10 protein-coding genes are annotated in these 21358 nt (G+C 53.2%); 9 read left to right on the top strand and 1 reads right to left on the bottom strand.

Annotated elements, in window-relative coordinates; all coding sequences use genetic code 11:
• Positions 1-55: 55 nt before the first annotated feature.
• Both R3C20_00510 and R3C20_00515 read left to right on the top strand, forming a co-directional pair.
• Positions 56-2614, top strand: a complete 2559-nt coding sequence (locus R3C20_00510; protein ID MEZ6038953.1) for a CHASE3 domain-containing protein — start codon at positions 56-58, stop codon at positions 2612-2614.
• 14 nt (positions 2615-2628) lie between these two features.
• On the top strand, positions 2629-4143 hold the full coding sequence (locus R3C20_00515; GenBank protein MEZ6038954.1) for a sigma-54 dependent transcriptional regulator: 1515 nt from the start codon (positions 2629-2631) through the stop codon (positions 4141-4143).
• Positions 4144-4197: 54 nt separating this feature from the next.
• On the opposite strand, the gene R3C20_00520 is transcribed toward R3C20_00515, so the two are convergent.
• A complete protein-coding gene (locus R3C20_00520; GenBank protein ID MEZ6038955.1) occupies positions 4198-6456 on the bottom strand; it encodes a DUF1549 and DUF1553 domain-containing protein in 2259 nt (752 codons plus the stop codon).
• A gap of 404 nt (positions 6457-6860) precedes the next feature.
• On the opposite strand from R3C20_00520, the gene R3C20_00525 reads away from it, so the two are divergent.
• The 7 genes from R3C20_00525 (at position 6861) to R3C20_00555 (ending at position 21294) form a co-directional block, all read left to right on the top strand.
• Positions 6861-7823: a DUF1559 domain-containing protein gene (locus R3C20_00525; protein MEZ6038956.1), complete on the top strand. Its 963-nt coding sequence runs from the start codon at positions 6861-6863 to the stop codon at positions 7821-7823.
• Positions 7824-7844: 21 nt separating this feature from the next.
• Positions 7845-8339 (top strand): hypothetical protein, encoded by a 495-nt coding sequence (locus R3C20_00530; protein ID MEZ6038957.1) that lies wholly within the window; start codon positions 7845-7847, stop codon positions 8337-8339.
• A 55-nt stretch (positions 8340-8394) separates the two neighbouring features.
• Positions 8395-9360, top strand: a complete 966-nt coding sequence (locus R3C20_00535; GenBank protein MEZ6038958.1) for a DUF1559 domain-containing protein — start codon at positions 8395-8397, stop codon at positions 9358-9360.
• 97 nt (positions 9361-9457) lie between these two features.
• Positions 9458-9913 (top strand): hypothetical protein, encoded by a 456-nt coding sequence (locus R3C20_00540; GenBank protein ID MEZ6038959.1) that lies wholly within the window; start codon positions 9458-9460, stop codon positions 9911-9913.
• The gene (locus R3C20_00545) at positions 9903-10814 is read left to right on the top strand and encodes an inositol monophosphatase family protein (protein MEZ6038960.1); all 912 of its coding nucleotides are present in this window, start codon (positions 9903-9905) and stop codon (positions 10812-10814) included. Before R3C20_00540 ends, R3C20_00545 begins: the two co-directional genes overlap by 11 nt.
• Before the next feature lie 128 nt (positions 10815-10942).
• Positions 10943-14401, top strand: coding sequence for a hypothetical protein (locus tag R3C20_00550; protein ID MEZ6038961.1), 3459 nt, complete (start codon positions 10943-10945; stop codon positions 14399-14401).
• Complete coding sequence (locus tag R3C20_00555; protein MEZ6038962.1) at positions 14398-21294, top strand: hypothetical protein; 6897 nt, start codon at positions 14398-14400, stop codon at positions 21292-21294. The genes R3C20_00550 and R3C20_00555 overlap by 4 nt, the downstream gene beginning before the upstream one ends.
• The last annotated feature ends 64 nt before the right edge of the window (positions 21295-21358 follow it).

Raw genomic sequence — 21358 nt, forward strand, 5'->3', positions numbered from 1 at the left:
ACAATCCTTTTCAGTCGGACACTTCTCCTTCATTCGTTCTTACTGGCTTTCAAAGATGAATCCGCGTTCATTTAACTGGATCACAATTGCTCTGACTGTCGCGGCGATCATTGTTTCTGTGATTTGCGGATTGGCCATTCGCAAGGGTGCGCAGGCGGAGCAGACCAGTAATGAGATCTTCCACCAGTATGAGTTGCGCAAGATTCTGAAAGATATTCTCTCGTCACTGAAAGATGCTGAGACGGGCGAACGCGGCTTCCTGATTACTGGCAATGATGATTATCTGGAGCCCTATCACGTTGGTGTCAACAAGGCTATGGAAGACCTGACGGAGCTGCAGAAATTCGTAGACAGCGGCAATATGAGTGCAGCAGAACTGCAGACCCTGTCAGAATTAATTGAAGGTCGACATCAGGACCTCGAGCAGACCATTACCAAGCGTCGCGAAGTGGAAGGCGACGAGGGCTTTTTGCTGGCGAGAGAGATCATTGAGACGGACCGGGGGCGGCTGTTGATGCACAAGTTGCGAGAGATGATCGCAGCGTTCCTGCTGCACATCGATGAACGTCTGGAGCAGCTGCACCAGGAAGTTTCGGATCACAAGGCTGTGCATGCTGTGTTGATAAGTCTTGGGCTTATGGTCAGTATCGGCACGTTTGTTGCGGCTGCCATCACAACGAATATTGAACGGCGACAGCGCGCTCATGCGGTTGAAGCCATGCAAACTCAACAGGCACGCATGACGGCGATTGTGGATTCTGCGCTGGATGCCGTGATATCAGTCGACAGCGATGGGCGAGTTGTGATGATGAATCCCATGGCCGAGGACATTTTTCTGCGACGAGAACGAGAAATGCTGGGGCAACCTCTGGAATTGCTGATCCCGGAACGTTTCCGATCGCTGCATGCCTCGCACATGAAGAATTTCGCTCGCGACCGTGTGGTTCGAAAACGCATTCTGGATGGAGGGCTGATTCGGGGATTGCGAGCTGACGGGATGGAGTTTCCGGCGGAAGCGAGTGTTTCACGGACGATGCTCAATGACGGCCCGCTGTTTACGGTGATTCTGAAGGACGTCAGCGAACGGGAAACTGGTCGCATGCGAATTCGGGAGCAGAATGCCATCCTGGCCCGCATCAGGGATGCTGTGCATGTTCGCGATCTTGATGGGCGAATCATGTTCTGGAATGAAGGAGCAGAAAAACTGTACGGCTGGTCTGCTGAGGAGGCTGTTGGTCAGCAGGCGTTTGCATTGCTGCGGAGCGCGGATGATGAGGAAGACGGAGTGATTCGTGAGCAGGTGCTGGCCCATGGGGCCTGGCACGGGGATCGAGTGGTCAGAACACGTGACGATCGGGAATTGATTATCGAATCCCGCCGTTCGCTGATCGTTGGCGACGATGAGGAGCCCGTATCCCAGCTTGTCATCGATATTGACGTGACAGAAGAGCATCATCGACAGCAAATCGAGCGGCGTTCACAGCGGCTGACCAGTATCGGCACGCTCGCCAGCGGGATTGCCCATGATCTGAACAATGTTCTGACTCCGATTACAATGGGGGCTAAACTTCTGAAGCGTACAGCAACGGATCCTCAAAGACTGCAGATTATTCAGTCCATCTCAACCAGCGCTGAACGCGGTGCAGCGATGATTCGCCAGTTGCTGGCATTCGCGGGGGGGACGACGGGCCCGCGTGAGTCAATCAATGTGAGCGAGCTTCTCGAAGAAGCGCGAGCTATTCTGGTTCATGCCCTGCCTAAGACAATCCGTGTTTCGGTAGAACTGAACGGGGTGCTCTGGCCCGTTCGCGGTGATGCCACCGAACTATCTCAGGTGCTGATGAATCTGGCGATCAACGCGCGCGATGCCATGCCGAATGGCGGCCAGGTAGTTTTTGAAGCAACGAATGCAACCGTGGATGCGGACAGCAAGACAACCTCTCCGCGTACGTCTGGTTTGAGGTCAGGTCGGTATGTGCAGATTACCGTCATCGATCAGGGCCAGGGCATTCTTCCGGAACTGATTGACAAGGTCTTCGATCCGTTCTTCACAACAAAGGAGCAGGGGAAAGGCACCGGGCTGGGATTGGCAACCTGCATGGGAATCGTTACCAGTCATGGCGGAACCATTTCTGTGACAAGCGAACCTGGCAAAGGAACAAGATTCAGCGTGTTGCTGCCAGCGGAATCGGAGCCCGCCTCTGAATTAGTCCCGCCGGAGCCGGAAGCTCCACCGGAAGGTCACGGAGAACGAATCCTTCTGATTGACGATGAAGATTCGATTCTGCAAATGCTGGAGGCTGTGCTGCAGTCCTATGGTTACAACGTTGTGACTGCGAATAGTGGGTTGGCGGTGATCAGTCTGTGGAAGCACGAAGCTGAAAGCTTTGCCGCTGTGATCATCGATATGATGATGCCGGAGATGGACGGAGAAGCAACGATTGCGCATTTACGTGCCGTAAACAGCACTGTTCCAATCATCGCCAGCAGCGGACTTCGAAAGCCGGAGCAGGGAACCGATTCCATTGCCGGCACGAATGCATTTCTCCCAAAGCCGTATACTGACGAACTGGTTTTAAAAACCCTGAAGCGAGTGCTTCAGGAACGCGAGTGAAAGCAGAATAAGTAATGCCTCGAATTCTTGTCATTGATGACGAAGATCTGATCCTGAAAAGCTTCGGGTTTGCATTTCCATCGCCTGAATACCAACTGCTGTCTGCGATGACCGGTCAGGAAGCTGTGGAGCTTTTTCAGACGTCGGCTCCTGATGTGGTGGTCTGTGATATCAAACTACCGGACATGACTGGTCTGGACCTGTTTCAAAAACTCCATTCGCTCGACCCCAAGATCCCTGTCATCCTGATGACCGGTCATGGCACAGCATCGACGGCCATCGATGCCATGAGAGCTGGCGCATTTGAGTACGTTCTGAAGCCGCTCGATCCGGATACGCTGATCCCGCTGGTCGAATCCGCAGCGGAGACCAGTCGATTGATGCGGGTACCAGCGCATTTGCCATCCGGCGGAGACGACGCTGAAGCGTCGGGAGATATCCTCATCGGACAATGTCCTGCCATGCAGGAGGTTTATCGAGCCATTGGTCGCGTCGCACCTCAAAACGTAACGGTCCTGATTCGCGGCGAGAGTGGAACCGGTAAGGAAGTTGTTGCCCGGGCCATCTACAATTACAGCCAGCGGAGCGATAAACCATTTCTGGCCATCAACTGTGCGGCGATTCCCGAGCAACTGCTGGAGAGTGAGTTGTTTGGTCATGAACGAGGCTCATTCACCGGAGCAGACAGAAAACGGATCGGCAAGTTCGAACAGTGTCACAACGGGACACTGTTCATGGATGAAATCGGGGATATGACCCCGTTGATGCAAACCAAAGTTCTGAGGGTGCTGCAGGACCAGCAGTTCGAGCGAGTGGGTGGGAATGAGAACATCAGGACCGATGTTCGCCTGATTGCGGCCACCAATCGCGATCTCGAAACCATGATTGCTCGGCGAGACTTTCGTAGTGATTTGTTCTATCGGCTGAATGTCTACACGATTAATCTTCCGCCGCTGCGTGAACGCGGCGATGACATTCGATTACTCGCCGAACGATTCTGTAAGGTGTTCTCGAAAGAGCTGGGAAAAAAGATCACGCACATATCGCCCGAAGCGATAAAAGTGTTGCAGCGCTATCACTGGCCGGGCAATGTGCGAGAACTTCAGAGCGTTATTAAGCGAGCGATACTGGAAGCGACCGGGCCTGTTCTGGTTCCAGTGTTCCTGTCGGAGACAATCCTGAATCCCGAGCAGCAGGAGACTTACAGCACGGGGGAAAGGAAGCCCGTGGCCAGTAGTACGGCTGAGAGGGCTCATGCGAGTGATGAGCCAGCGTCGCATGATCAGGAGGCAAGTGACAGTCTGACAGACTGGGATGCCGTTGTTTCGGAATTGCTGAAATCGGGGTCCGAGACAATTTACGATGAAACTCTGAAGCTGATGGAACGTCATGTTATTTGTCGGGTCCTGCGGCACACACAGGGAAATCAGCTTCAGGCGGCCCGATTACTGGGACTGTCGCGAGCGACACTCAGGGTAAAATGCCGACACCTGGGCATTACCATCGAGACCGTGGTTGGCGAATCCTGACTTGAGGCCGTGACATTACCCGGCCGGAATCAAAGACTCTGATCCGAAGAGTTGTCAGTACCGCAGCAGGAATTCGTTCGAGTTTATCACCGCCCAGGTAATGTCCTGTCGCGCCTGCAACGGGTCTGTATGCATCCGGATGAATGCCGCCAGTTGTTTCAGTTCCGTTTCTGTGGGTTGGCGGGTCAGGGCGGTCCAGTAGAGTTCCTCAAGAAACTCTTCGGCCGGCTGATTGTCTGCGAGCGACCCTGAGATGCGATTTTTGGACGTCGTCAGCAAACGAGTGACGAGGTCTCCACTGACAAGTTCAAGCGTTTGAGCCAGGGTGGATTCGTTGCTGCGTTCGCATTCGCAGCTTTGCAGTCGATTTGGGCGACCGAACAGTTTCAGGAATTCGTCGCCGGCTTCCGGCTTTGCGTACCGGAATTCACCGTTTCGGACACCGACCAGTTGAGTTGCTTTTGTTCCCGGCTCATGGCCGCCGAACGGGATGGGTACTTCCAGTACGGTACTGATGGCGTCGACGGTTTGCTCCGCAGTCAATCGTCTTGGAATCACGTGGGAAAAACACTCTTCGTCCAATTGGTTTGTGGAATTCGTGGTTGCGGAGAGTTGCCAGACTCGCGAATTCATGATCAGTCGCATGACGTGCCGTGTGTTGAAATTACTCCTGATAAGCTCGTCTGTCAGAGCCTCCAGAAGTTCGGGGTTGACGGGTGGATTCGTCGCGCGAAAGTCATCGATCGGGTCTACAATGCCCCGCCCAAACATTTGATACCAGATTCGATTCGCCTGCGTTCTGGCGAAGCGACGATTCTGCGGGTCGCTAAGCCAGGCCGCGAGAATTTGAAGGCGATCGCGATCCTGCATTTCCGGCGGCATTTCTTCGGACTCCCCGAGAAATCTCAGGTCAGCAGGCTGGCCGGTTCGGACATTCCTGATCTCACCTTTGTCCTTGATTTTGACGATCTGTTCGCCCACGAATTCGTGCTTGTCATTCTTATCCCGACGCTTGTTTTCCACGATCTCGTAGTCGATTCGCGCAAAGAAGTTTGCCCATCCGTAATAGTCATCCTGTGTCCATCGGTCGAATGGATGATTGTGGCACTTCGCACAACTGAGTCGAATGCCGAGAAACACTTGTGCTGTGGATTCAGCCTGATCTTCGTAAGTTCTGACGGCTCTGAAGAAATTCGTGGAAGGAACCGCATACGTACTTCCTCTCGCGGAGATCAGTTCTGCTGCCATTTGATTGAGTGGCAATTCCTTTGCGACGGCCTCCCGAATCCACTGGTGGTAAACCTGAAGCCCCTTGCTGTCGAGTGTCTTTTCCTCAGCCCGCAGAAGTTCGGCCCAGCGCATCGTTTGCTGATCGATAAAACCATCGGAAGCGAGTACCTGGTCGATCATCGCACTGCGTTTGTTCGCATCACCTGATGTCACAAAGTCCTTGGCGAGGGATGCTGGTGGTAGCTGCCCCGTCACATCCAGCCATGCTCGACGCAGGAATGTGCGATCATCACAGACAGCAGAAGGGTTGACTTTCAACCGCTCCAGTTGTGCAAAGACAAGTTCGTCGATGAAGTTTGCGGGTTCCGGCGATGTGAACTCAAAATCAGGCCGATCAGCGACAACTTCCACTCGAACGGGCTGCTGCAAATGCAGATATCGCACGGTCAGTGTTGTCAACCCCGGGGTGCTGATATCCAGCTGTCCTTTTCTGGTGACTGGCATAGACAGCGAGGACGAATCGAAGACTGCGAGCGATGTAATGTCGCGGGTCGAGCCATCTGAAAAACAACCTGTGGCAATGATCTGCACCGGAGATTCAGACACGGGAGTCGTGAGGTGCTCAGGGGTTGTCGTAATCCTTTGCAGGGTTGGCTCATCTGCATGGTCAGAGGGGATGCCGTTTTCAATCCACTTTCGAAGAACCGAGAGCTCAAAAGAATTCTCTTCGAATCGTCGGCCACCCTCGTGTGGTACCAGCATCAATGGCTTCTGGAGGAGTAAACTTTCATCAGGATTCAGCACGTTGACGCGTCTGGCACTGTATTCCCGTGTGAGGGTGTTGAAGTCGAGGTCGGGGTCCTGTCCTCGCAATGATAGCTTCAGGCCTCCCTTTCCGTTTGCGCTGCCGTGGCAGGTCCCCAGATTGCAGCCGCTGCGTGAAAGTACAGCCATGACCTCATTGCGGAACGAGACCCTGATGTGGTCCGCCGACCGAGCCTCCGCATTTGATAAAGACGCAACAACGATGGCGAGAATAATGAGGTTTGGGAGGCGGCACACGCCGGGGGCGGGACTTTTCATGGTGGGATGATTCGAAAGTCGACAGAAGGGCGGGGTTGCCGGGATTTGGCCCGGGGACGCGGAGGTTCATCATAGGGACGTGTCAAGTGAATCCACGAACGCTTCCTGACATGATTCCCGATCTTTCCGGGCGATCAACCATCTCTGGGCCAGGATTGTTAAGATTCATTAATTTCCAACAGTGCGTTTTGGTATTTTGGCAACCCCTGTTGGTTGTTTGGCGTGAAACTTGCCTTAGATTCAAAAGGTTTGGTCTTACGAGGCAAATGCAGGGCAATCATTAGTCGGTTTGGATGTCCCTGCCTTTGTTACTGTTGCAAATTGCATCAGGTTTGCCTGGACTGATTTATCGCAAATTTCTTAGTTTCCATCTTTCCTCTGCAGAAATCCCAAGGATTGAGCCCATGAAGAAGCATTCTATGCGTGGTTTCACGCTGATTGAACTGCTTGTGGTGATTGCAATTATCGCCATCCTGATCGCATTGCTGCTGCCGGCTGTTCAGCAGGCCCGCGAAGCTGCTCGTCGCAGCCAGTGCAAAAATAACATGAAGCAGCTTGGGCTGGCCTTCCATAACTATTACGACGTTCATAATTGCCTGCCACCTTACTGCGTTGCCGGTGGCGTCGGTTATGCCCAGGAAGTGAATCAGAACTGGTCCTACCTTTCAATGATCCTGCCGCAGCTGGAGCAGGCAAATCTCTATGAGCAACTCAGGGTTGGGCAGAGCAATCTGGTGCCTCGTCAGGCGATGACTGTGCTCACAGATTACACATCCGCAAATGCCGGATCCGTTGAGGCACTCTTCACCTCGCCGCTGCCATTTTACTTGTGTCCATCCGCCAACGGTGAAGAAGTGAACAAGTATCAGTACAACATGGGTACGGCAATGTATGCCGGAAACAATCAGATATTCACGCAGCCGAACGCAGGTGGACGACGTGGTGCGTTGTCCTACCGATGGAACGATATTGTGGACGGTACTTCAAACACTCTGTTGATGGGTGAGAAGGCGTTGATGTCTCAGCCTTTGCTCTCTGTCGGGGCTGTGTGGGGTGCTGGAAGGGTATGCGGTAATAGGCTGTGTATCGTTGCCGCCCAGTGTCCGATGAACACACCATTCGACGGTTCCTGGGATTCTGCCAACAACTGCTACATCGAAAACAGTCCATCAACTCTTGTGAGCCGAGCTTCGTTGTCGAGCCCGCATACTGGTGGAGCCCAAATGCTGCTGTGTGATGGATCCGTCCGTTTCGTTAGCGAAAATGTGGACGCCAATCCAGTGACAGGTGGATCCGGTGCCAGCGGGAACTACGTCTATCAGAACCTGTTCAACGTGAACGACAAGAATGTCCTTGGCGAATTCTGATCAGGAAAGGTGCAGACCGGCATGAAGTTTTTTTCTTTGTTTGCTTTCTCGGCTTTCCTGCTGTGTGGTTGCGGTGGTTCCGGGCGTCCGTCTCTGGTTGTTGTCACTGGAAAGGTGACACTTGATGGAAAGCCGCTGGAGGGTGCAAGCATTGCGATGAAGTTTGTCTCAGATGACCCGGACAATAAGTACGGTCGCCCCTCCAGGGCAGTGAGCGACTCAAGCGGCCAGTTCAAACCGGCGGCATATGGTGATGCCGAAGGTATACCAACCGGTAAGTACAAGGTTGCAATCTACAAACAGGAAATTCCCGAAGGGTACAACGCGGAGGATCCTGCTGCGAATCCGGTGAATATCAAATGGATCACCCCACGGTACTATTCTGATATCGATACTTCCGGAATCGAGATAGAAGTGACTTCCGACGGGATCACGCCCGAAACAATTGCGCTTCAGTCAAACGGATCGGTCGAAGTTCAGAATACCGGGCAAACGGTCGATCCCAACGCTCCCTGATTGTCATTTTTTCTGGTTCGAAACTGGATCATTTATTCTGCTGAAAGGTTATTACATGAAAGCACGCCAGAAACGCGGTTTCACCCTGATTGAATTGCTGGTCGTCATCGCCATCATTGCTATTCTGATTGCTCTTCTGCTGCCGGCCGTGCAGCAGGCACGCGAGGCCGCCCGCCGCACACAATGCAAGAACAACCTCAAACAATGGGGGCTGGCACTTCATAATTACCACGATGTTTACAACTCATTCCCCATTGGGGCGATGGGCCTGAACAACTCCGGCACAAACCCCGTCAATAACTTTGGTTTCCATGTGCGGCTGTTGCCATACATTGAGCAGACTGGCATGTACCAGGCGTTTAATTTCAACAAGCACTACGACGACAAAGTTGTCAATGGGACATTTTCGAACTACACACTGAAGGAACAGCGTTTTCCACTGCAGTTCTGTCCCAGTGCCCGCACGGCAGATCAAACGAATACCGAAGGCTCCGGAGCAACTGCACACACTTACACAACGATTCATTACTACGGCGTAGCGGGTGCAAAGGGTCCACGTCCGGCTCCGGCTTCAGGCAATTATTCACACGTTGGAAATACGACTTCTGACCACGGTGGCTTTGCTCAGAATGGTCTGTTGGTACGTAACAAGCACCTGAAGTTCCGTGACGTCACGGATGGCACTTCAAACACAATGGCGATGGGCGAGATCTCTTCCGAAAACTATGCGGGATGGAACAAGAGTTATCGTGCCTGGACCCAGGGAGCGAGTAACGCCAATGGGAATGGCGCCAGCTACGCGGTCAAGAATGTAACCTTTCCAATCTCCAAGACATCCGGATACGTGGGCGGTAACGCAACACGTTTGTTCAATGATGTCCGGTTTGGAAGCCAGCATACCGGCGGTGCGCAGTTTGCCATGGGGGACGGAACAGTCCGCTTCGTCTCCGAGAATATTGACTTCGGTCTCTATCAGAGTCTCGCCAGTATCGGGGGAGGTGAAGTGGCAACTCTGGAATAGAGTAGTCATTTCTGAATCGAAACTCGGGGAAGCGCTCGCAGGGTGCTTCCCTTTTTCATTATGTGTCCGTGTCTGAATCTCTCTGGAGAGCTGACCAATGAAGGTTAAGCAGTGTCACTTCTTGTTTTTTGCCGTTATTGCGATTGGTTGCGGCGGTGGTCTCAAGGTCAATGATTTGAGCGGGGATGTCAGGTTCGACGGGAAACCAATCGTCTATGGGCAGATTGAGTTCATTCCCAAGGCAAATCTTTCAGACGAAAATCCAACTGGCGTTGCTGAAATTGTCGATGGAAAATTCGATACCTCTCTTGAGGGTGGCAAAGGGGTGCTGTTCGGGAGCCACACTGTTCGGGTGACGGCTTACGAGAGTCGACCGGTTCCCGCAAGCGAGGATGAAACGGCGGAGTCGGAGTCTCAACCGCCGATTTGCCTTGGTTACCCGATCGAGATGGATATTCAGGAGACAACGCTGAGTATTGATGTTCCGTTGCAGGCAAAAGGGTTCAATATGTTCGGCTCTGAAATTCAGTCGCGCGGACGCAATGACCCATGAGCCCCGCGTTTCCGGGTATTGCCTGCACGATGAATTCGTTACTGTTCCAACTTCATTTAAGGTGACGACGGGCAGTAAGCAGAGTGGACAGGCAAAGATGACGACCGTTAATGTTGATGAAGTGATTCTGGACCAGTGGTTGAGCACCGCAATTCGCGCTGCGAAAGTTGGTGGCGAAGTCTTACAGTCATGGATTGGCCGATTCTCCGTTCGCGAAAAGAGTCGGGCTAACCTGGTGACTGAGGCGGATGAAGCCTCTCAGGCTGCGATTGTTTCGGTGATTTCCGAAGCCTTCCCTGACCATGGATTCCTTGGAGAAGAGGGCCTCAACCGTCGTGACGGTGAGACCGGAAATCACTGCTTTTGGATTATCGACCCACTCGACGGCACATCAAATTATGTGCACGGCTTCCCTTATTACGCTGTATCGATTGCACTTTATGCCAACCAGCAGCTGCAGGTTGGTGTGATCTACGACCCAACGCGCGATGATGTTTTTGCGGCCAGCCAAGGCGGTGGTGCGACTTTGAACGGAAAGACAATCACCACGAGCGGTACGACGGAAGCCGGTCAGTGTTTTGCTATGGCAAGTCTTCCGATTGCAGCTGATCCCGCGAATCCAGCTGTGCGAAGATTCCTGACAGCACTGCCTCGCCTTCAAACCGTACAAAGGACCGGTTCAGCAGCAATGAACCTGGCAAGTGTTGCGGCGGGCAGGGCGGATGCCTTCTGGTCAACGAGTCTTCATCCCTGGGACATTGCTGCGGGAGTTCTGCTGGTGAAGGAAGCCGGGGGCAGTGTTACAACGCTATCTGGCGGCGCAATTGACATTTTCGCGCCAGACATCCTGGTCGCCAGCAGCGTTGAACTACAACAGGAATTGACAGCCGTTCTTGGCTGATTACATTCGGCAGCTTCTCCAGCCCTCGTTTACCGCCTAAACTTAACCGTGGGTCCAGCGGATTCGGTTCGCCAATTCCGTGGGTCTCCGGTTTTGATGAAAGCACGTATACGGAAACGGCGGGACCAGTGACGGTTATTGATAGACATCGATACGTCCGTTCAGGTCGCAGGACATTCTTCCTGACGATTCTGCTCCTGTTCTGTCAGACTCCGACGCTGATTGTCTCGGCAGCAGTCCCGGCTCAATCGGGTGGCGATGGCGATGGTCCCGCAGATGGTCTTGCCGACGGCTTGAAATCGGATGCGCTGGAATCCGATTCAGAACAGCTTTTGATTCGCACAAAGTCAGGCGACTTGATTCCTGTCGATCAGATTCTGGGGCCTGGCTATTCCGGGTTGGCGGGCGAATTGCTGGAGCGAGTTCGGGAGCAAAGATCTATTCCGGACGTTCATATTGCGGACCTTGAGATTGCCGGAACGATTCAATCCGACGTTGTTCACATTCAGGCTGACCTGAAGATTCAGGTCAATCGTAAGCAGGAATGGGTGACGGTGCCAATTGCGTTCAGCGATTTGCACATCACTGGTTTTTCGCACGAATCGGCCGCGTCGGACGCAGAGCAGGTCCCTGACATGTCGGAATCGACGCAGAAGCGGTGGCATCTTTACGGGGCGGGGTTGCATACGATTCATCTGAAGATGATTGGTAAATCAAGACCGCAATCACCGACAGGGCACTCGCTGAATCTGAATCTCCCTCGTGCAACACAATCGCATGCGGCCTTTACTTTTGAGTCTCCTGTAGAGATCCAGCGTTTGTCGACTGAAGCGGTTTCCAGGCCGGGGCGAACTCCGGTTGGAGTGACCTCCATAGAGTTCTGGGGGCTGGAGCCTGCCTTTGGCATGAGTTGGATTGAGGTTGTGACTCAGGTCATACGGAAGCCTGTTGTTCAAATTCAGAACAACAGAATGAAGCTTGACCTGACGACCATTCCCGTGACTTTGTCCGGGACGCAGACATTACAAATCAGCGTCAGTAGTATCTCGCAGTTTCGAATGCAGTTTCCACCAGGCTTCGAGCTGCTCGAACTGATTGTGCGAAACCAGGCCGGTGTATCCGTACTGGATGAGTATCGCGAAACAAAGAACCAGAACGGGCAGGAAGTTGAAGTAATTCTTCCAGCTCCGACGGAGGGGCTCTTAACGGTTACGTATGATCTGCAGCTGACCAATCGCCTGTTTCCGCAGGATATCCAGGTCCGTCTGCCTGTGCTTCCGGATGCAAACATTCAGTCGGGCGATCTGGATATCCTGATTCCCCAGGGGCTTCTGGTGAAGCAAACAGAGGTGGAGGGGGCTCAACGACGCCGTGTTTCGAATGAGACGGACGGCAGTATTGCAGCGACTGCTTTCCGCATGAGATCTGCCGACTCTTCCATCACTCTGCACGTTGAAGAGATTGAAGCGCACTACGCTGTCTCACCGGAAATGGTGTTTCGTCCGGATGAGGCCAATGTCTTGCTGAAGGCTCGTTTCCCGGTGAACGTCCTTCGAGGGTCACTGCTGGATTTGAATCTGAAATGGCCGGGTTATACAGGAAGCGAATGGAAGATCCTGCCAGGCACGACTCAGCTGGTCACAGAAAAGAGCCGGATTCCGTTGTCTCCGGAATTCACAACAGACGATACCGATTACTTTCGGCTGACGTTTCCGGAGCGACAGTCTGGTCAGTTCTTTGTGGAATTTGAGGCGTTTGCACCGCTGACGGCAATTCGGACAAATACGAATCCAATGATTTGTCCGCAGGTGGCATCGCGTTCGAATGAGGCCGTTGTCATCACCACAATTGAATCGGACGATTACTCTCTTCAGCCGATTGATGCGCAGACATCGCGTCCACTGGCGTCAGCACCTTATCGAACCTCTGCTGCAACGACTCAGCAGGAGCCCAGCGATTCGCAAACATGGATTCTGGATAGCCAGGACACTGAGTTCTGGTTTGATATCACGTCGCAGGCCGCCTCTGTTACTGCGGAAATGATTGTCGGTCTGGCGCGAGAAGAATCCGGAATTGGTGTCCATCAGGAAATTGACTTTTCGATTGATCATCGAGATATCAGCAGCATCCTGCTGGATGTACCGGACGGAATTCAGCCAATTGTTCACGTTGCAGGCGAAGAGCAACCGCTTCGGGCGACAATTGAATCGTCGACGAGCCGAAGTTACCGGCTCCCCACGGCAAGACGAGGGCTTCTGCGTTTACTGGTCGATTATCTTGTACCGGTCACTGGAACGAACGTGGGGAAACCTTTGCCGCTGGACCTTCACCTTGTCGTGCCACAACCTCAGAGCTGTGAATTGCTCCGGTCCGAAGTAGGGGCAGATATTTCCTCGGGAATCAGAGTCTCTGGTGATTCCGGCTGGCGCCCCGTTTATTCAGAGTCCTTCGAGTCTGCCTGGCAAAAGCAGGGGCGAACCGATGTTGTTCCTGTCGAGATTCGTCTGGCAGCTCCGCTAAATGACTATAGTCTGCCCGAGTTGATATTCAGCAAGACCACTCTGGCCGGCAACGAAGCGATTACTCGGACGCAGGCTGTGTTTGCCCGTTATCCGGAAAGCTTTAGTTTTTGGTTGCCCTCGGATGTCGCCCCGCGTCAGGTTCTTGTGAATTCTGTGCCTGTCGAAAAACTCGCCAGGGTCTTCGACGAGTACCCTGCAACCGGGGGCGTCCGGTGGTCGATCATTTTCAGAGATGACGTTGAAGGAAGCGATCCCGGATCGATCAGTCAGGGCATTGGAAACACTGCCGCGGATGACCATCCGACCGCCTGCGTCGTGGAAATTGTTACGAATCAGGATGCTGCGGCAGAATCGAATCTGTTGTCGGACCTGAGTATTCGACGACCCCAATTCGGCGATACTGACTCCATTATGCTGGGTGTCTGGTTCTTTGAATCAAATGATGCCGTGCGAGTGGTCGGGCAGGGCGAAGCCGATCAGAGCTTTCCGCGATCGCATCTTTCAGGTTTCCCATTGAGTCTGGGGGTTAACGAAACCCTCGAAATCGATGCTTTATTGTCTGCCTGCAGCGAACCGGTCCGTGCACAGGGGAAAGTTGGTATCGACACCTGGCTGCATGGTAGTCAGTCGCGGCCCGACGTGTTCTTCGTTTCCGGCAGTTCATCCGCACTGGAAATCAAACTGTTGCCGCGAATGTCTTTGCTGCTGTTAACGGCCATTGTGTGCCTGGTGACATTCATCCCTGGCCTGTTTCTGCCACGGAACCTCTTGTTTGTTCCATTGGTCATTGTCATTGCGGCAGCACCCGCTTTATTTCTGTATATGCCGCAATGGAGCGTGGTTCTGCTTCCTTACGCGGTAACAGGGTTGTTGACAGGTTCAACGGCCGTCTTCTTTCATCGGATTTCCACCGATCGTGGTATGCGTTTCAGCACGAAGCCTCGACCGGGCGATGCCCTGACTGTTTTTGGCATGTCGGGGTTTCTGGGAGGCAGTTCGGTAGCCGACAAGAGCGATCTGGTGATACCGGGAGTGCCGGATCGTTCAGGGGCGGGGATCCGATGATGATCCGAGCTTTCTGCCTTATTTTCGTGCTGCAGGCTGCTGGAAACTGTTTCGCTCAGATCCCGGCGATTCCATCTGATCAGGTGGTTGCAGAAAATCAGACGGTCCCCGGCGTTGTTCGGCCGAATGCTCCTTCGGCAGAAATCCCTTCGATTGCTCCGGATCAGCTTCAGCAGTTAATGGAAAGGCAGAAATGGGTGCCAGTTCCCCTGTCGGTGGCACAGCAGATTGCCAAACACATCGGGAAGCCTGCAGATGCAGATGCCGTCGTGCGACCAAATCGAATTCGGGAGGCCATCTACCGCGCGACACTGTCCGGCAGCCAGCTGACACAGGGGCAAATAGAACTCACAGTGCAACCACCAACAGAGGCTGATCGCCCCGATTTGTTAATGCTTGGGATCGTCAATTTGAATGATTTATCCATGGAGGCTGAACACCGGGAAGTTACGATTGCTTCAGACGACGATCATCGACTGTTCCTGCTGAAGGCTGGATACGCACAAAAGATTATCGGTCACTGGTCGATTGACGGGGCTGTCACTGGAGATGTGACGACATTTCGTATGGAGTTGCCTGAAGCAACGATCAGCCGCATTGAGTTAACGACTTCCTCAGAAACGATTGTTACCAGCCCAAACGCACTTGTTCTTGGGCCTGAAGAGCGTTCTGAATCTGAATCGGCGTGGGTACTGCTTCCGAATTCTTCCAGCCGCGTCACGATCGGGTGTCGAAGAAAACGCTGGACACGTTCCGGTATCCCTTTGTCTCTGATGAAGCTGACAGAGAACCACGTTGCAACGGGCGACACGATGATCTCACAGTGGTCATTGACCCTGACACCAGAGCTGCAAAGCACAGATGTACTGAGCGTAACCCTTCCCGATCGTCTCCATGTCACTGATGTCCTGTTAAACGACAACCAGCCTATGGTGTGGGATCGCCAGTCAGATGTCTCGAATGCATCGACGAATCCACCCTCAACCGAAAAGGATTCTGTGGATGGCAATTCGGTGCCCTTAACGCCTGCGAATCCGGATGATGATGCTGCAATGCGGGATTCGCAGCAACAACTGAACATTCAGTTGCCGCAACTTGCGAGTACATTGTCAATCAGCATCCAGGCAACGTCTGCATTACCAACATCCAGCAACTGGCCGGTGCCGCTGCTTAAACCGCTTCAATGGCGGAGGAAAGCTGATGGTGCGAATGGTGCTGTGCTTATGCCGACATCACTTGTGCGAGTCACTTTGCCGGCGGGGATAGAACTGGATAGTTGGCGTTTGACGGGCATGCAGGAACTGGATGTGAATGCCGGGCAGGAAAATGCCGTCATTTATCAACTCACACGCTTCGTAAACGAAGCCAGTGCAGTGGCTCGGATCTCGGCCAGTGACGCATCAACGACGGAAACCGTTGTTTCGATCCTGGAGCAGTCTGGCAGAGTGCTCACTGCAAACTGTCTTGTGAACGTGCGATGCGAACAGGGCATCGCAACGGACTTATACTGGGACATTCAGCCCGGCTGGGATGTCATTGGGGCTCGCTATGCATCCAATAGCCGCGCATTGTTTTTCGAGTTTGACCGAAGCGGAAAAGCTACGGCAAGTCGTCAACTGCAGATACATTTGCCCGAGCCGATTGAATCGGGATCCAGCCGCGTTGTGCAGTTGTCGCTTCAGCAGTCCGATCTTGCAGACGTGACACCGATTCTTCAGCCTTTCGTTGCACGTGACAAAAGGAATCGGCCATTCAGTTATACTTTGGTCACTCCCGACGTTGTGGCGACATTACCAGCGATTGAACAGGTAAAGAATCCTTCTTTTTCGCTCACGGAACTGACAACGGCTAACGGTTGGCTGGCTGCACAGACCATTCCGGCCCGCACAATTGTTTTTGACGACCGCCTCAATGATTTGTCTTTGCTGAAATCCTCCGCTCGTCAGCCATCCGAGCGGCCTGCGATTGAGGTACAGGACTTACGCTGCCGGATTCAGGTCGAAGGCGAGTTCCTGAAGGAAGTGACACTTATCCGGCTTGCTCCTGCGGAATCGGATCACACGGTACCGTTCCTGCTGCCTGCCCGGGAAGGTGCTGAAACCTTTCGCTGGTCTGTGGACGGGAAGAATGTCGATGCCGCTCAAAGGGGGGATGATTCCGGAGAATGGCGGACCTTTATGGTTCCAGTCCCCGGCGGAAACGATAATTCTCCTGGTCGTGAAGTTACCTTTGAGTCCACGCGACATCTCGATGATGTTCGACATGCCATGCTGGCAGTGCCGTTGCCTGATGCCGGCGTTTCGGGTGTCCTTTCCATTGACGCTTCCGAACAGTTTCGCATTCTTCCTGAGGCACTTTCCCAGGCTGCTTCTGCTGATTCTTCAAATGAAGATGGGGCTCTGGCACTGTCGGAATGGTTGCTTCCAGCGTCTCCGCGAAGAATTCGGCTGGTCATTGAACGCAGCGGAGGCAGCAACCACCGTCCGGCGTTTGTATCCCATATCTTTCACATTTTTGATGTTCGTGATGATCAGGTCCGACACCAGCGTGTGGCGATCGGGCAGCTTTCTGAGTCTGCCTTGTTGAATACGGTAAGAATTGAAGAGGACTTCGCAACTTCATCGAAGGTCTTCATTGATGGACGCCGAGTTGCAATTCTCAGCCCTGGTGCAGAGTCGGCCGTGCCTGTTCCGTCTGACTCTGCCGAGTGCAGGATTGTGGTAATCGCCGACCCCGTATTTTCGGTGACGAATGGATTCAGTCGACTGGCACTGAAGGAAGTTTCAGGGGACCCCCGTGTTGATCATCGATGCACTCACCATATCCTCGTTTCTCCCGAAATGCAGATTCGTTCTCCAGATGCGCAGTGGCAGACGTCCGCCTCCGTTGATGTTCTGGGGATGATGAGTACTGTTGCGGGCGACTTGCTGAACCGTGTCTCTGGCAATGAAGTATCACGCGGGTTGGTCAGTCGTTCAGGAGAGAATTTCTCGCAGGAAGTCTCGGAATTGTATCAGGCCGTTCAGGGCTTTGGTGCAGAATGGAAGCTTCGGACCGAGCAGGGTTGGAAGCAAAGGACAATCACTTCGCTGAAATCACCTGATGAAGTACAGAGTATTCGATTGACCTCGTTGCGGACGAAGAGTGCTATCATCTACGGTGTTGCGTTGTTCGTTCTGACGACCCTGTACCTCCTACGATCGAGGCTGGGTAGCGTGAGTGGCCTGATTCTTGTCTTGTTGACGGTTGTCGTTACGGCCCACTGGTACACGACTTCTGATGTACTGGATGGGGTACTGCTTGGGCTCTTCTGGGGTCTGCTTGCCGGTTTCGCTCTTTCGCTCGCAGCGCCGTTGTTTCAGATCAGGCGGCCAGTCATTTCACAGGTTGTGAGGACCTTTCTGTTTGCGGTTGTCTCTGCAGCGTGTCTGCAAAATGCATTGGGAGCTGTTGCTCAGGAGGGAGGGCTGTCACCAGGTGTCAGTAACCGATCGGTATTCAAGGTCACCGAACCCAGGATTGTTCAGCTCAGAGATGGTGCTCCGGCTGGCATTGCCTATGTCGAGAACAAGACTTATGAAGAATGGCTGAAGCGAACCCTGCAGAATCAGGTTGACGTTGTGGTCACAGGACTGGATGTCACCGTCGACGCACCGTCGCCCGATGATGTGGAGGCCACGCTGATTATTCATCTCGCTACACTGACGGACATCAGGGACTGCCGTTTCACAATTGATTTGCCCAACGCACTGCTTGTCAACTGTCAACTGGATGGTCTGCCGGTATTGCCTGCTGCTTCTTCACAGGGGACAGTGACCCTTCTGATTCCTGCTGCGACTCGGGTTACCAATATGCCTTTGACGGTCGAATCGGATCTGGATTCGGTTGAGCGATCCGAGTTCGCGCCGCGGGACAAGGATAGGTCCGAAAGCAGAGCCGGCGATGTTGCTGGTCCGTCCGGACTCTGGGATAAGCACGAACTTCGAATTCGGCTTCGCCCTCGACTTGCAAGTCAGGCTAACGGAGTGCAGTTCACTATTCCGTCGGTCTCGTGTCCGGCGGCGACGTTTCAGATTATCGATTCGAAAGAATCGGTAAGTCGGGCCTTCATTCAGACACATTCCGTCACCCGAGACTGGCAGGTGGGTGATGAGGCTGTCGATCTGGGAAGTCTCAGCAGTGGTACGGTCAAAAGGCAGGGGATAGAGGTGCGTCTGTTTGGAACAGCACCTGTATCTGTCAAAGCTGGTTCCGAAGTTCAGACGGCTATTGTCTGCGAGCTTTCTGCGGGCCAGCAGTTCGTAACGGTTTTCTCCAGTGTGCAGAAATGGAACCCGCTGGTTCGCAAGATACAACTGCCATTGCCGAGGGGTTATCGTCTTGTTTCGGTTGCCTGCCCGCAAGTTCCTCAGGTGCTGTGGTCAGTTGTCGATGACACGGCAGAAATTCAGCTCAACGAATTGAACGCTGATACATTCCTGCTGGAGCTGCGTTATGTCACTGAGAGTCTGCTGCAGCCTCTTCAGCATGTTGTATCACCGGGACAATTGAGCGCGATCGTTGATTGTCAGGCTTTTGCTGAGTGTTTGATTGCAATTCGAACCCCACGAGAGTTTTCAGTTCAGCCGCTCGATCAGGTGCTCACAGGAGACGGGCAGAGAAGGATCAGTACGACCGCCTCCATACCGGCTGCATTTTCAGCTCATCTTCGACCAACTGACGTGTTGTTTTCAGTTCCGTCAATGATGGACAGCATCCGGTTTCAGTTAACACCTCGAGTGCCGTATAACGAGGTTCGTGTCGAGCAGACAGTTGAATGCCATACTGACTTTGTGGACTGGAAGTACGAGGCCTTCATTGACACGTCATTCGTTCCCATCTTTCGTCATCAACTGGCCGTGAATCCGTCAATCGAAGTCACAGACGTGCAGGTGTTTGCGGGGGAAGCAAATCGACTTGATCGCTACTACCAGAAGGATGATCGGTTGATGGTGCTCTTCAAAGAAGGAACGGATGGACCACATCGGATTGTTGTCCGTGGACGCCAGGCCATCAGTAGCTCAGCAGATATACGCCTGATTGCTCCGCAACTGCTGAACGCTCAGATACTTGAATCATCCATGACGATAGAGGATCTGGACGACTCTGGTCTCTATTTTCGGGATTTGGGAAGAGCAGTTCCGGACAGGCCGCTCGCGAAAGACGCGCCACTGGTTCCGGAGACCCCCATCAGGTTCCAGGTCATTGAGGAAGGAACGGCTGTTATTCTTGGTCACCAGCAATCGTCTGCCGCCAGTGGTGAGTTGATCGTCGTGCATGATCAGAATGATGCAACGGTTTTCGTCCGTATTCAGGGGGGGCAGGATCTGATCGCGTCCGGAGAGTTGCAGTTTCCCCGAGGCCAGCAGTTTGCGGTTGCTCCGCGGGTTTTTATCGGGCGAGACGCGTGTCGAGTCACCCAGGAACAACGTTTTTTTCGATGGGAAGCTTCGGCCTCAGAATCTGAGGATACAGACGTCTCGGAATTACTGGCCTTCTGGCGTGTGAATGATGATGCCGGGCAGATTGTGAATGCTTCTTCTGAAGGCCTCGGAGCACCTTTTGCCGTCGCCGTTCCGGAACTGAGTTTTGCGGTTGAATGGAGTGTGACTGAACTGATTGAATTGCCACCCGACTTCCGGGCCTCCGTCAATTCTGACGTCGTCGAGAAAAATGATGATCCCACATGGATGCGCGACATCGCGAATCTTGCTGGTATGAGTCCGGCAGTCTTCGGTTTACCCGGAAAGGTCGTTGGCATTCAGGACGGAAGAATCAGCGTGGCTGCCCCGTCGGCGGGGAATGGTTCAGGCAGTGATGACTCCTCCGAGCTTAACATTCCAATCGTCATTTCAGACACGGTCGCTGTGGCGGATCGTAATGAATCTGTCATTGCGGAAACGACGTTATTGTTCCTGTCCGAGCGAATGCCAATCAACCTGTCCGTCGCACTTCCGAATGGTGTTGCAGTGGTTGCAATCTCTAATTCGGAGGGCATTCGCAAACGTAATTCCATAGATGGTAGTTTGGATCTTGAGATCTCGGAGCCAATCACGCGATTAAGCGTGCAATGGCTGGGTTCAAGAACGGAAGGACATCTTTCTTCCACGGATGTTGATCTCACGCCGCCATTTCCGCTCGACTGCGAGACTTTCAGCCTGTTTTCACTGCACTATGCCGAACCCGGCGCTGAATGCGTTCCAATGCCACAACGTCTCTCGCGTGGTGAGTTTGAGAAAAGAATTAACCAGATAGTAGCAATGGGGCTGGAACGAAATTCTGCGGAGATGACATCGGAAGACGTTCAGAGGTTGATCGAGACGACTTCTGCGGATCTGAATTCAATCAGGCAACAGTTCTTCGAACGCACAACACCATCCGTCAACGGGACGGAACGTTCACCGTGGTACTTCAGCCTGAACAGCTCATCGGAAGAGGATACTGCCGTCAAAGGTCTGACTGTCAGATCAATCGATCTTCTGGACGGCCATACGGAGGAGGCCGATTCTGCATTCAGTCTGCGTGTCATCATCAGGCGTCTGCCCACAGTGGCCGCAATGGTTCCGTATGGACTCATTCTGTTGCTGACCATTGCCACGGTGGTTCGATCGTGGAAGTCGATTTTCGTGATTCCGGTTCAGGATTATTCTTCCGCAGGTGAAGTACCTGCCAGCAGCGTGTTCGTCGGTGCCGACAATGGGCTCGCTGCGACCCGAATCTATAATCAGCATGCTGACCCATCGTCAACGTTTGTTGCTTCCCCGTCTGAAGCAGAGAATGTCCGTGAACATAAATCCGGCAGTGGATCTTCGCAATCCGCGACATTCGAACTTGGCGAAACCGGTGAGGCTTAAGGCTGTCGATCAGGTTTGTCTCTTTCACTGAATTTCGTGACACATTCGATCTTCATGAAATTCA

The organism is Planctomycetaceae bacterium, from assembly GCA_041398825.1.
In the GTDB taxonomy this organism is placed as follows: Bacteria; Planctomycetota; Planctomycetia; order Planctomycetales; family Planctomycetaceae; genus F1-80-MAGs062.

Coding starts and splice junctions, on each gene's coding strand:
- R3C20_00525 (MEZ6038956.1), top strand. CDS start 6,861: ATGAAGAAGCATTCTATGCGTGGTTTCACGCTGATTGAACTGCTTGTG.
- R3C20_00530 (MEZ6038957.1), top strand. CDS start 7,845: ATGAAGTTTTTTTCTTTGTTTGCTTTCTCGGCTTTCCTGCTGTGTGGT.
- R3C20_00540 (MEZ6038959.1), top strand. CDS start 9,458: ATGAAGGTTAAGCAGTGTCACTTCTTGTTTTTTGCCGTTATTGCGATT.
- R3C20_00545 (MEZ6038960.1), top strand. CDS start 9,903: ATGACCCATGAGCCCCGCGTTTCCGGGTATTGCCTGCACGATGAATTC.
- R3C20_00515 (MEZ6038954.1), top strand. CDS start 2,629: ATGCCTCGAATTCTTGTCATTGATGACGAAGATCTGATCCTGAAAAGC.
- R3C20_00535 (MEZ6038958.1), top strand. CDS start 8,395: ATGAAAGCACGCCAGAAACGCGGTTTCACCCTGATTGAATTGCTGGTC.
- R3C20_00520 (MEZ6038955.1), bottom strand. CDS start 6,456: ATGAAAAGTCCCGCCCCCGGCGTGTGCCGCCTCCCAAACCTCATTATT.
- R3C20_00510 (MEZ6038953.1), top strand. CDS start 56: ATGAATCCGCGTTCATTTAACTGGATCACAATTGCTCTGACTGTCGCG.
- R3C20_00555 (MEZ6038962.1), top strand. CDS start 14,398: ATGATGATCCGAGCTTTCTGCCTTATTTTCGTGCTGCAGGCTGCTGGA.